Genomic DNA, 12,450 nt, shown 5'->3' with positions numbered 1-12,450 from the left:
TATTTTTATTAAATATTATAAATTATTTAATTATTTTTTAAATAAGGTATATTAAAATGTCAAAAAAAATTAAATCTTTTTTAAAATTACAAGTATTAGCAGGAATGGCAAATCCTAGCCCTCCAATTGGACCTGCATTAGGCCAAAAAGGATTAAATATTATGGATTTTTGTAAAAAATTTAATAATATAACTAATAATATGGAAAAAGGTATACCTATACCAGTAATTATTACTATATATTCAGATAAATCTTTTACATTTATTATTAAAACTCCACCAACTTCTTTTTTAATTAAAAAAAAGATAGGATTAAAAATAGGTTCAAATAAACCTAATAAAAATATAGTAGGAAATATTACTTATTCACAATTAAAAGATATAGCAAAAATTAAATCTAAAGATATGACTGGTTCAAATATAGAATCAAATATAAATTCTATCAAAGGAACTGCTATTTCTATTGGATTAACTATAAAAGGATAAAATGTCAAATTTAAGTAAACGTATAAAATTTATAAAAAAAAATATAAATTTTTATAAAACTTATAAAATACAAGATGCAATTAATATTTTAAAAAAATTTAGTATTGTTAATTTTATTGAAAATCTTGATGTTTCAATTAATTTAGGAATAGATACTAAAAAAAAAAAACAAAATATTTTAGGTAATGTTTTATTACCATTTGGTACTGGAAGAAATATTAAAGTTGCTGTTTTTGCTGAAGGTTTACAAGCAAATGATGCAAAAAAAGCAAAAGCTGATTATATTGGTATGAAAGACCTTTATGAAAAAATTAAAAAAAAAAAAATAAATTTTAAAATTTTAATTTCTTCTAAAGAAGCTTTACCTTTAGTGAATAAATTAGCAAAAAAAATTGGACCAAAAGGATTGATGCCAAGTTTAAAATTTGGAACTATTACAAATAATTTATATAAAACAATTAAAAATATTAAATTTGGTCAAATTATTTATAAAAATGATAAAAATGGTATTATACATGCGACTATAGGAAAAATAAATTTTAATACATATAAATTAATAGCAAATTTGGAAACATTAATTAATAAAATAAAAAAAGAAAAACCTCAAGAAATAAAAGGAATTTATATTAAAAAAATAAATTTATCAACTACAATGGGTATAAATTTAATAATTGATAAAAATGAATATTAAAAATTTTATTTATTTTGAAATATTAAATTTTAAAAATAATTTTAAATTTTATAATTATTTTTTTTAATATTTTAAATATTTAATAATTTTAAAAAATATAATATGATTAAAAAAATTTTTTGTTTTTATTCTAAAAAAATTGAAAATGGTTATAATTTTCAAATATATCCAGGAAAAATAGGTAAAAAAATATTAAATAATATATCAATAAAATCGTGGAAAAAATGGATAAAATTTCAAACAATTTATATTAATAAAAATAATTTAAATATGTCAAATAGTAAACATATTAATAAAATAGAAAAAAAAATGTTAAATTTTTTATTTTTTAAAAAATAATTTATTAAAATATTTTTAAATATTATAAAAATAAATTTAATAAAATTTTTAAATTTAATATTTAAAAAAAATATTATATAAAATTATTTTCTAAAAAATTTATTAAAATTTTTGAACGATTATGATGTCTTAATTTTTTAAGTGCTTTTGCTTCAATTTGTCTAATACGTTCACGAGTAACATTAAATTTTTTACCAATTTCTTCAAGAGTATAATCAGATTTCATATTAATTCCAAATCTCATTCTTATAACTTTAGATTCACGTGGAGTAAGATCAGATAAAAGTTTATTTGTAGTTAATTCTAAATTTTTATAAATAGCATTTTTTAATGGAGTTTCAATTGATGTATCTTTAATTAAATCACCTAAATTTGTTTCATTTTCATCATTTATAGGAGTTTCTAAAGATATAGGTTCTTTAGTAATTTTTAAAATATTATAAATTTTATTTTCTGAAATTGACATATGTAAAGATAATTCTTTAGAAGTTGGTTTAACACCTGTTTTATTAATAATTTTTTTTTTAATTTTATTAATTTTATTAATTATTTCAATCATATGTGTAGGAATTCTTATAGTTCTAGCTTTTTCAGAAATAGATCTTGTGATAGTTTGTCTAATCCACCAAGTTGCATATGTTGAAAATTTATATCCTCTTCTATATTCGAATTTTTCTATTGCTTTTATTAAACCTATATTCCCTTCTTGTATTAAATCTATAAATTGCATATTTTTATAACTATATTTTTTAGCTATAGAAATTACTAAACGTAAATTTGATTTTATTAATTCTCGTTTAGCAATATTTATTTTATTTTTACCTAAAAATATTTGAAAATTAATATTTTTAATTAATTTTATATTTATACCTATATCATTTTCAATTTTTTTTACTTTTTTAATAATTTCTTTAATATTTTTATAATTATTTTTTAATATTAAAGAAAATATTTTTTTTTTTTTTTTTTTTAAATAATTAATATTAATATTAGAATTTGAAAATAAAAAATTTAAAATTTTTGGTTTCATTTTAAATTTTTTTTTATAAATTTTTATTTTTCTTTTTTTAATTTTATTAATATAAAAAATTATAGATTTAACAATTTTTATTAAATTATCTATTTCTTTTGGAACAAATTTAATTTTTTTAAAACATTGAATTAAATTTTTAATTTCTTTAAAATAATATATTGAATTATAACCAAATTTTATATTATAATAACATATTTTTTTATAACTAATTCTTAAATTATTAAAAATTTTATCTGATATACTAAAATTAATTTCTTGATCTAAATCAAAGTTTTTTTTATTTTTAATTATATATTTTTCATATTTTCGTCTTCTCTGTTTAAAACTAACATATACATTTTTACCAGTAACTTCATTTTTTTCAATAAATCCAATAATAAATTCAGATAAACGATAATTTCCTTTTTTAATTTTATTATATTTATTAAAAATATAATTAATAATTTTAGGATATTTTATTAAAGAACACAAAATTTGATTAGTACCTTGTTCTATTCTTCTTAAAATATCTATTTCTTCTTCACGAGTTAATAATTCTGTATTATTAATTTCCCTCATATATATTCTTACCGGATCATTTTTTTGACATATTTCTAATTTAATATTATTTATAATTTTATCTATATTTTTATTAATTTCTTCATCATCTTTATCATTTAAATTATATTCATCTAATATAATTTTTTTTTTTTTATTTTTTTTTTTTTTAATATTCATTTTGAATTTTTAAAATTTATTTTTTATTATTTTATTAATTTAATAATTTTAAAAATATAACATTAATAAAAAATTTAAATATTTATTATTTTTTTTAAATATTAATTTTTATTAAATAAAATTTTATTTAAAAAAATTATTTTTTTTTTTTCTTCTAAATTTAAACCAATAAATCTAGATTTTAATATTAATTTTTCTATTTTTTTTTTAATTAAATTATTTAAAAAAAAAATAATATTTTTTAAAAAAAATTTTTTAATTTTTTCATTATTATATAATGAAATATTTAATTTTGATAAAATTTTAATAATTTTATTTGTTTTTTTATCACGATAAATTTCTAATAATTGTCCAGTATTAATATTAGGATTAGAAAAAATAATTTTTAATAAACCTATAAGAAAATCTATTCCAGGATAATAAAATTTTATATTTTCTAAATTATTAATTGAAGGTATAAATTTTGATAATTTAGGATTTTGTATAATTAAAGAAATTATATTTCTTATATTTGTTCTTTTAATGTTTAAAAAATTATTATAATTATTTTCTGATTTTGTTTTAATCCAATTTTCTAATTGTATATCATCTAATAATCCAATTTTAATACTTAATATTTTTCTTAAATTTATTCTAAGTAAATCTCCAGGAATTTTAGAAATTAAATTTAAAGCTTTAATACTAAATTTAATACGATCATTTAAATTACTTATATCTAAATTAAATAATAATTTATCAAATAAAAAATTTGTAAATGTTTTTGCATTATCTATTCTTTTTTGAAAATTTTTAATTCCTTCTTTTTTTATTAATGTATCTGGATCTTCATTATCTGGTAAAAAAACAAATTTAATTTGTTTTCCATCTTTCATATATAAAATACTTAACTTTAATGAATTCCAAGCTGCTTGAAATCCAGCTGAATCTCCATCATAACAAAATATAATAGTATCTGTATTTCTAAATAACAGTTGAATGTTATATATTGTTATATTAGTTCCTAAAATAGCTACTACATTATAAATTTTATATTGATAAAGCATTAAATAATCAATATATCCTTCTACTATCAAAATATATTTATATTTTTTTTTTTTATTAATTAAATTATAAAATCCATAAAGATTTTTACCTTTTTTAAATATTGCAGTTTCTGGTGAATTTATATATTTACATATTCCATTATTTAATTTACGACCTCCAAATCCAATTGTTTTACCATGTCTATCTATAATCGGAAACATTATTCTAAAATTAAATCTATCGTATATTATTTTATTTTTTGTAAATAATATACCTATTTCATGTAAAAGTTTAATTTTATATTCATCATATTTAAATTTTTCAAATATGCTATTTTTTTTAAATGTAGTAAAACCAATTGAAAATTTTTTAATTATATTTTTACTTAAACCTCTTTTGATAAGATAATTTAATACTTTAATATTTTTTTTATCAAATAAATTTTTTTTATATAAAATTTCTATTTCTTTTATAATTTTATATAATTTTTTTTTATCAATTTTTTTAAATTCATTTAATGATGATTCATTTTCATAAATTATATTAACAGAATTTAATATTGATAATTCTTCAATACTTTCTATAAAATTAAATTTTTCATAATTTATTAAAAAATCAATTACATTTCCATGTACTCCACAACCAAAACAATAATAAAATTGTTTTTCATAATTTACAGTAAAAGAAGGATTTTTTTCAGAATGAAAAGGACAACAAGCAACATAATTATTACCTTTTTTTTTTAAATGTATACTTTTATTAATTACATCAATAATATTAGTCATTTGAATTAAATCTTTTATAAAGATTTTTGAAATTGTTTTATTAATATTATTTTTCATTATATTTTAAAATATTTTAAAAAATTAATATAAACGAGGTTTTTTAAAATTTCCTTTTGTTATTTTTTTAATATTTCTTTTAATTGCAATTTTTTTTTTTTTTTTTTTAATAATAGAAGGTTTTTCATAAAATTCTCTTTTTTTCAATTCTGATAAAATTCCAGATTTTTCACATATTCTTTTAAATCTTCTTAAAGCAACTTCAAATGGTTCAAATTTTTTAATTTTAATTTTAGGCATATTTTTTAAAAAAAATTAATTAATATTAATTTATAAAAACTCCTCTGACTGGATTTGAACCAATGACACGCGGATTAACAGTCCGCTGTTCTACCACTGAACTACAGAGGATTTTTAATTTATATAATTTAATTATATTAATTATTTTTAAAATGTCAAATTAAAATTTATTAAAAATATAGTTATTATTTAATATAATATTTAAATTTAATATATTTAAAAAATAAGGAATAATGGTATATAAAATTTTAGAAAAAATTTTTAAATATAATTTTATAAATAAATTTGAAACATATAAACTTTTTAATAAAATTTATTATAAAAAAATAAATAAAAAAAACATAATTTCTTTTCTTATAACTATAAAAATAAGAGGTTACTATATTGATGAATTATTAGGATCAATAAATTTATTATTAAAAAAATCAAAAAAAATAAATAAACCTAATTTTATATTTTCTGATATTGTTGGAACAGGTGGAGATAATATAAATAGTATAAATATTTCAACAATAAGTGCTTTAATTGCATCAACTTATGGTATTAAAGTTATAAAACATGGAAATTATGGTATTTCAAATGTTTCTGGATCTTTTAATATTTTAAAAAAATTTAATGTAAATTTTAATATTAATTCATCTAAAATATTAAATTATTTAAATAATTATAATATTTGTTTTTTATTTGCTTCTAAATATAATTCTATTTTTAATAAAGTAATAGAGATTAGGAAAAAAATTAAAAGTAGTACATTATTTAATATTATTGGACCTCTTATCAATCCTTTAAAACCTCCAATAATTTTAATTGGTGTAAATGATATTAATTTAATTTTAATAATTATAAAAATTTTAAAAATATTAAAATATAAAAATGCTGCTGTTGTTCATGGAGGAGGTTTAGATGAAGTTGCTATACATTCAAATACATATATATCTGAACTTAAAAAAAATAATATTAAAACTTATCAATTAGAACCTGAAATAATAGGATTAAAAAGATTTTCTTTAAATAAAATTTTAAATTTTAAAGAAAAAAAAAAATATGAAAATTTTAAAAACATATTAAAAGGTAAAGGTAATTTAGCTCATAATTCAATTATATCAGCTAATATTGGTTTATTATTAAAATTATTTAATAAAAATAATTTATTAAAAAATGTTAAAGAAATATTAAAAATAATAAAACATGGGAATAGTTATAAAAAAATATTACATTTAATAAAGGAATAAAAATTGTGAATTATACAATTCTTAATAATATTATTAAAGATAAAATAAATTGGATTATATATAAAAAAAAACAATTTTCATTAAATTACATTAAAAAAAATATTATTAAAAGTAATCGTGATTTTTATAAATCATTAAAAAAAAAAAAAACTGTTTTTATTTTAGAATGTAAAAAAGCTTCTCCTTCAAAAGGTATAATAAGAAAAAATTTTAATATTTCAAAAATTATTTCAATTTATAAAAAATATGCAGATGCTATATCAGTTTTAACTGATGAAAAATATTTTAAAGGTGATTTTAATTTTTTAAATGAAGTCAATAAGAAAACAAATTTACCTATTTTATGTAAAGATTTTATTATTGATGAATATCAAATATATTTAGCAAGATATTATAAAGCTGATGCAATTTTATTAATGTTATCTATATTAAATGATGAAAAATATATAAAATTTAAAAAAATAGCAGAAAGTTTAAATATGAATGTATTAACTGAAATTATAAATGAAGATGAATTAAATCGTGCGATAAAATTAAATGCAAAAATTATTGGTATTAATAATCGTAATTTGCATGATTTAAGTATTGATTTAAATAGAACTATTAAATTATCTATTAAAATACCAAAAAATATTATAATTATTAGTGAATCTGGAATAAAAAATAATTTACAAGTTAGAAAAATTAGTAAATATGTAAATGGATTTTTAATAGGTAGTATATTAATGTCTGAAAAAAATTTAAATTCTGCAGTATGTAAAATAATTTTAGGAGAAAATAAAATTTGTGGTTTAACTAATATTGAAGATTCTAAAATAACTTATAAAAATGGAATAATTTATGGTGGTTTAAATTTTGTAAATAATTCAATTCGTAAAATTAATATAAAAATAGCATTTAATATAATTTCTAAAATACCTTTAAAATATGTAGGTATATTTAAAAATGAAAATATTAAAAAAATAGTTAAAATTTGTGAATATTTAAAATTATATTCTATTCAATTACATGGTAAAGAAAATCAGAATTATATAAATATATTAAAAAAACTAATACCTAAAAAAACAAAAATTTGGAAAGTTTTTAGTATAAATAAAAAAATTCCTGAAAGAAATTTAAAAAATATTAAAAGATATGTTTTTGATAATAAACAAGGTGGAACAGGAAAACAATTTAATTGGTCTTTAATGAATGATAAATATAATTTTAATAATGTTATTTTAGCTGGAGGAATAAATATTGAAAATTGTTATAAAGCTATTAATTTAAAATGTTTAGGATTAGATTTTAATTCAGGAATTGAAATAAAACCAGGTATAAAAGATCATAAAAAAATAAATTTATTAAATAAAATTTTAAGAGATTATTAAATTTATTCATATAATATAAAAATATAAATATCAACATTGTATTAAATATTAAAGGAATTTTATGAAAAAAATATTAAATCCTTATTTTGGTAAATTTGGAGGTCAATATGTACCTCAAATTCTTATTAAACCTTTAAAAGAATTAGAAAAAAATTTTATAAATTCATTAAATAATAAAAAATTTAAAAAAATATTTTTAAATTTACTTAAAAATTATGCTGGTCGTCCAACACCCTTAACTTTATGTAAAAATATAACAAAAAAAACTAAAACAAAATTATATTTAAAACGTGAAGATTTACTTCATGGAGGTGCTCATAAAACTAATCAAGTACTTGGGCAAGTATTATTAGCTAAAAAAATGGGAAAAAAAGAAATAATTGCTGAAACTGGAGCTGGTCAACATGGAGTAGCTTCTGCATTTGCTAGTTCTTTATTAGGATTAAAATGTAGAATATATATGGGTTATAAAGATTTAAAACGTCAATCATCTAATGTATTTAGAATGAGATTGATGGGAGCAGATGTAATACCAGTATATACTGGTTCTAAAACTCTTAAAGATGCTTGTAACGAAGCATTAAGAGATTGGTCATATAATTATAAAAATTCTTATTATATGTTAGGAACTGTTGCAGGACCTCATCCATATCCAACAATTGTTCATGAATTTCAAAAAATAATAGGAAAAGAAACTAAAAAACAAATACTTAAAAATGAAAAAATTCTTCCAAATAAAATTTTAGCATGTGTTGGAGGTGGTTCAAATGCTATAGGTATATTTTCAAATTTTTTAAAATATAAAAAAGTTAAATTAATTGGTATAGAACCTGCTGGTTATGGAATTAAAACTAAAAAACACGGTGCACCTATTAAACATGGTACTTTAGGAATTTATTTTGGTATGAAATCTTTAATTATTCAAACTAATGAAGGACAAATAAAACAATCTTATTCTATTTCAGCAGGTTTAGATTTTCCTTCTGTTGGACCTGAACATGCTTTTTTAAATAGTATTAAAAGAGTAAAATATGTATCAGTTACAGATAATGAAGCATTAGAAGCATTTTTACTTTTATCTCATTATGAAGGAATTATACCTGCATTAGAATCTTCTCATGCATTAGCTTATGCAATTAAAAATATATATAAAAAACCAAAAAAAAAACAAATTATAATAGTAAATTTATCTGGACGTGGAGATAAAGATATATTAACTGTTTTTAATATTTTAGAAAATAAGGAAATTTGATGAAACGTTATCAAAAAATGTTTAAAAAATTAAATATTAAAAAACAAGGTGCTTTTATTCCTTTTTTAATTTTAGGTGATATTAATCCAGAAATATCAATCAAAATAATTGAACATTTAATTTTAAATGGTGCCGATGCTCTAGAATTAGGTATACCATTTTCAGATCCATTAGCAGATGGAATAATTGTTCAAAATTCAATATTAAGATCATTTAAATATAATATTACAATTAAAAAATGTTTTGAAATGATTTATAATATACGTAAAAAATTTAATAATATTCCAATTGGAATATTGACTTATACTAATTTAGTTTTTAACAATGGTATTAAAAATTTTTATTATAATTGTAAAATTTCAGGTGTAGATTCAGTTCTTATTGCTGATTTACCTTATGAAGAATCTAAAATATTTCTAAAAACTTCTTTAATTTATGATATAAAACAAATTTTTATTTGTCCACCAAATTCAAATAATAATTTATTACGTGAAATTTCTTCAAACAGTAAAGGTTATATATATTTATTATCTCGTAGTGGAGTTACAGGAACAGAAAAAAAAAATATAAAACCTAATATTAAAATAATTAATAAATTAATTGAATATAATTCAGCTCCAATAATTCAAGGTTTTGGAATTTTTAAACCATCACAAATTAATTATTCAATTAATTTAGGAATTTCAGGTGTTATTTCTGGTTCTGCTATAATTAAAATAATAGAGCAAAATCAAAAAAATTATTTTAAAATGTTTAAAAAATTAACAAAATTTATTAAAATTATGAAAAAAGCAACTTTATATGATTAATATTTAATTTAATATAATTTAAGTTTAGAATTAATTTTTGATATAGTTTTTTTTGCTATTTTATTAGCTTTTTTTGATCCTTCAAAAATTATATTTTTTAAAAAATCCTCATTTTTTCTAATATTATAATAATTTTTTTGTATTCTTTCTAAAAAAATTGATAAAATTTTAATTATTTTATATTTTAAATCAATATATAATTTTCCATAAAATTCTTTTTCTAATTGTTTAATTGTTTTACCTGTAATTCCAGAAAAAATATTTAATAAATTTGATAAACCAGGTTTTTTAATAATATCATATTTAATTTTTGGATTCTTTTCTGAATCAGTTTTTGCAAATTTTATTTTTTTAAAAATATCTATTTTATTATCTAATAAATAAATAACATTATTTGAATTATTATCAGATTTTGACATTTTTTTATATGGTTCTTGTAAAGATAATATACGACTACCATTTTTTAATATACATGGTTTTGGAATATTAAATATATTACCAAATATTTTATTAAATCTATTAGCAATATTTCTACATAATTCAATATGTTGTTTTTGGTCTTCTCCTATTGGAACATAATTTGTGTTATATAATAAAATATCTGATGACATTAAAATTGGATAAAATAAAATTCCAGAATTTATATTTTTATTTTTAATTTTATTATTTTTAAATTGTGTCATACGATTTAATTCACCATAATAAGTATAACAACTTAAAATCCAACTTAATTTGGTATGTTCAGAAACATGTGATTGAACAAATATGATACTTTTATTAGGATTTATTCCACAAGCTAAATATAATGCTAATGTATCTAAAATTGTTTTATCTAATTTTAATTTATTATTACATTGAGTTAATGAATGTAAATCAACAATGCAAAAAATACAATTATATATTTCTTGCATTTTAACCCATTGTTTTATTACTCCAATATAGTTACCAATTGTTAAATTACCTGACGGTTGAATACCACTAAATACTATTTTTTTTTTCATTTTTTTAAAATTTAATTTTAAAATATTTAAATATTTAAATATTTTTTAAAAATAATAATTTTTAAATTAATTATAAATATTAAATTATTAAAAAATCAATATGTAAAATTTTTAGTTTAATTGAATGCCATTGAATATCTTTAATTTTAACATTTAAAATATTATTATTAATATTTATAAAAAAATGTTTAAAATATATATTTTTTTTTTTTATAATATTTTTTATATAATCATGTTCTAGTTCAATATTTATATTAATTTTATTATTTCCATAAATAATAGCAGGAAATTTATTTTTTTTACGTAACCTTCTACTTGAACTTTTACCTATAAACTTTCGAATTTTAGCATTTATTATTAACATTTTTTTATTTTTCTTATTTAAATTTAAATTTTAATTATATAAATTTTTTTTAAAAAATAAATTCATATTTACAATATATAATATTATTTAATATTTTTTATTGCTTTAATACGTTCATCAATTGAAGGATGTGAATTAAATAAATTATTTAAAATATTAAAATTTTTACCATTTATATAAAAAACTTTTAAATTATTTTTTAAATTTAATTTATTACTAAATTTTAATCTATTAAGTGCAGATATCATATTATATTTTCCAACAAATTTTATTGCATCAGCATCTGCACGAAATTCTCTATAACGAGAAAACCCCATTACTACAATATTTGCTAAAGATCCAAATAAAATTTCAAAAAATGAAAAACTAAATGAATTAAATATATTTAAAAAAATATTTTTTTCATTATCTTGATTTTCTTTTTTATATATTAAATTTGAAATAAATTGAGAAAAAAATAAAACAAATGTATTCATTACACCTTGTAATAATCCCATTGTAACCATATCACCATTATTAATATGAGAAATTTCATGTGCAATAACTGCTTTTATTTGATTATAATTCATATATTTTAATAACCCACTACTTAAACCAATTAAAGAATTATTACAATTAAAACCTGTAGCAAATGCATTTATATCATTTGAATTATATATAATTATTTCTGGTGTCTTAATATTACTTATTTTAGAAAATTTTGAAATAGTTTCTAATAACCATATTTCATTTCTATTAATTGGATTTTTAATTATTTTTCCATTTATAGAATTTAATGTTACAAATTTAGAAAGTAATAAAGATATAATTGAACCAAAAAAACCAAATAAAATCATTATAAAAATTGAAATTTGATTAATGTTATTTTGTAAACCTAATAATTTAAAAAAAAATCCAAAAACTATTACTATCAATAAATTTGTTAAAATAAATAAAATAGTTCTCATTTTTTTCCTTTTAATGTATTTTATATAAAAATAAAAAATTTATTTAAATATAAAATAATATTAATAATAAAATATTATAATATATTAATTTTTTATATTTTACAA

13 protein-coding genes and 1 tRNA gene are annotated in these 12,450 nt (G+C 16.5%); 7 read left to right on the top strand and 7 right to left on the bottom strand.

Annotation, left to right across the window (positions count from 1 at the left end; all coding sequences use genetic code 11):
- Positions 1-56 precede the first annotated feature (56 nt).
- From rplK to ACMCL3_RS00245, 3 genes are all read left to right on the top strand, one after another.
- On the top strand, positions 57-485 hold the full coding sequence (gene rplK, locus ACMCL3_RS00255; protein ID WP_412728807.1) for a 50S ribosomal protein L11: 429 nt from the start codon (positions 57-59) through the stop codon (positions 483-485).
- Between the two features lies 1 nt (position 486).
- Positions 487-1,176 (top strand): 50S ribosomal protein L1, encoded by a 690-nt coding sequence (rplA, locus tag ACMCL3_RS00250; RefSeq protein WP_412728806.1) that lies wholly within the window; start codon positions 487-489, stop codon positions 1,174-1,176.
- Between the two features lie 102 nt (positions 1,177-1,278).
- Entirely contained in the window at positions 1,279-1,515 is a 237-nt protein-coding gene (locus ACMCL3_RS00245) for an oxidative damage protection protein (RefSeq protein ID WP_412728805.1), read from the top strand.
- Positions 1,516-1,588: 73 nt separating this feature from the next.
- On the opposite strand, the gene rpoD is transcribed toward ACMCL3_RS00245, so the two are convergent.
- From rpoD to ACMCL3_RS00225, 4 genes are all read right to left on the bottom strand, one after another.
- Complete coding sequence (gene rpoD / locus ACMCL3_RS00240; RefSeq protein ID WP_412728804.1) at positions 1,589-3,265, bottom strand: RNA polymerase sigma factor RpoD; 1,677 nt, start codon at positions 3,263-3,265, stop codon at positions 1,589-1,591.
- Positions 3,266-3,366: 101 nt separating this feature from the next.
- On the bottom strand, positions 3,367-5,130 hold the full coding sequence (gene dnaG / locus ACMCL3_RS00235; protein ID WP_412728803.1) for a DNA primase: 1,764 nt from the start codon (positions 5,128-5,130) through the stop codon (positions 3,367-3,369).
- Between the two features lie 24 nt (positions 5,131-5,154).
- Positions 5,155-5,370, bottom strand: a complete 216-nt coding sequence (gene rpsU, locus ACMCL3_RS00230; RefSeq protein WP_412728802.1) for a 30S ribosomal protein S21 — start codon at positions 5,368-5,370, stop codon at positions 5,155-5,157.
- Between the two features lie 39 nt (positions 5,371-5,409).
- A tRNA-Asn gene (locus tag ACMCL3_RS00225) sits at positions 5,410-5,481 on the bottom strand.
- Positions 5,482-5,603: 122 nt separating this feature from the next.
- Here ACMCL3_RS00225 and trpD point away from each other — a divergent pair.
- The 4 genes from trpD to trpA all read left to right on the top strand — a co-directional run bounded on the left by trpD (position 5,604) and on the right by trpA (position 10,033).
- Positions 5,604-6,602, top strand: a complete 999-nt coding sequence (gene trpD / locus ACMCL3_RS00220) for an anthranilate phosphoribosyltransferase (protein WP_412728800.1) — start codon at positions 5,604-5,606, stop codon at positions 6,600-6,602.
- A 5-nt stretch (positions 6,603-6,607) separates the two neighbouring features.
- Entirely contained in the window at positions 6,608-7,972 is a 1,365-nt protein-coding gene (gene trpCF, locus ACMCL3_RS00215) for a bifunctional indole-3-glycerol-phosphate synthase TrpC/phosphoribosylanthranilate isomerase TrpF (RefSeq protein WP_412728799.1), read from the top strand.
- Positions 7,973-8,033: 61 nt separating this feature from the next.
- Positions 8,034-9,224, top strand: a complete 1,191-nt coding sequence (gene trpB / locus ACMCL3_RS00210) for a tryptophan synthase subunit beta (protein ID WP_412728798.1) — start codon at positions 8,034-8,036, stop codon at positions 9,222-9,224.
- Positions 9,224-10,033 (top strand): tryptophan synthase subunit alpha, encoded by an 810-nt coding sequence (trpA, locus tag ACMCL3_RS00205; protein ID WP_412728797.1) that lies wholly within the window; start codon positions 9,224-9,226, stop codon positions 10,031-10,033. Before trpB ends, trpA begins: the two co-directional genes overlap by 1 nt.
- 8 nt (positions 10,034-10,041) lie before the next feature.
- Here trpA and trpS read toward each other — a convergent pair whose 3' ends face one another.
- The 3 genes from trpS to htpX all read right to left on the bottom strand — a co-directional run bounded on the left by trpS (position 10,042) and on the right by htpX (position 12,345).
- Positions 10,042-11,034, bottom strand: a complete 993-nt coding sequence (trpS, locus tag ACMCL3_RS00200; protein WP_412728796.1) for a tryptophan--tRNA ligase — start codon at positions 11,032-11,034, stop codon at positions 10,042-10,044.
- Between the two features lie 79 nt (positions 11,035-11,113).
- On the bottom strand, positions 11,114-11,398 hold the full coding sequence (gene rplY / locus ACMCL3_RS00195) for a 50S ribosomal protein L25 (RefSeq protein WP_412728795.1): 285 nt from the start codon (positions 11,396-11,398) through the stop codon (positions 11,114-11,116).
- Between the two features lie 83 nt (positions 11,399-11,481).
- Entirely contained in the window at positions 11,482-12,345 is an 864-nt protein-coding gene (gene htpX / locus ACMCL3_RS00190) for a protease HtpX (protein ID WP_412728794.1), read from the bottom strand.
- Positions 12,346-12,450: the final 105 nt, after the last annotated feature.

Source organism: Enterobacterales bacterium endosymbiont of Anomoneura mori (assembly GCF_047159375.1).
Lineage (GTDB): Bacteria > Pseudomonadota > Gammaproteobacteria > Enterobacterales > Enterobacteriaceae_A.
Note: the sequence above shows the minus strand (reverse complement) of the source record. Positions and strands in the feature narration are given on the sequence as shown.